Below are 594 nucleotides of genomic sequence, written 5' to 3' on the forward strand. Positions count from 1 at the left end.
CTTTTATTGCCGCTCGCTATCAGATAATGGTGATGTGTATGCTATTTGCCGCTGCAGGGATCTCTTCAGTCATTTTTATGACCTTGAGCCGATCATTATTAGATAAGAAATTGGAGTCAGAGTAAAAACAGCCATTTTTACTCTGACCCCAAATATGGGGAGCTTACTGCATTAAAGGGGAGTCGGACACACTAAAGTCGAAACCTTCAATGTCGGCATCCATAATTAATGAATGAATATACTGGGCAATCGCTTTACGTCTAACCTTTTCATTCAGGTAATCAGAAATTCGTTCTTTAACCATCTCATAAGGTAAAGCTTTACCTTCTTCTTTGTGGTTAATGAAAACAACATGCACACCATAACGGCTTTCGATTGGCGCACTGGCTAAACCTTCAGGACAATTGAATAACTGACGTTCGAATTCTGGCACAGTTTGGCCTTTACCAAGCTGCCCAAGGTGACCACCCGTCTCTTTTGAAGGGCATTTGGAATGCATCTTGGCCAGCTCTTCAAACTGCCCAATATTTTCTTGTAAGCGTTTAATCAGTTGCTCTGCCAGTTCCGTTGCTTCGGAACGAGCATTGGCATCAT

General features: G+C 42.3%; 2 protein-coding genes. One reads left to right on the forward strand and one right to left on the reverse strand.

Going from position 1 to position 594, the window contains the following annotated elements; translation table 11 throughout:
- Positions 1–5 precede the first annotated feature (5 nt).
- Positions 6–125, forward strand: coding sequence for a hypothetical protein (locus A3735_RS32720; RefSeq protein ID WP_369820565.1), 120 nt, complete (start codon positions 6–8; stop codon positions 123–125).
- A gap of 38 nt (positions 126–163) precedes the next feature.
- Here the strand turns inward: A3735_RS32720 and A3735_RS26290 are convergent.
- A partial coding sequence (locus A3735_RS26290; RefSeq protein WP_197486064.1) for a peptidylprolyl isomerase occupies positions 164–594 on the reverse strand: 431 nt, incomplete at its 5' end.

It is taken from the genome of Oleiphilus sp. HI0061, assembly GCF_001635675.1.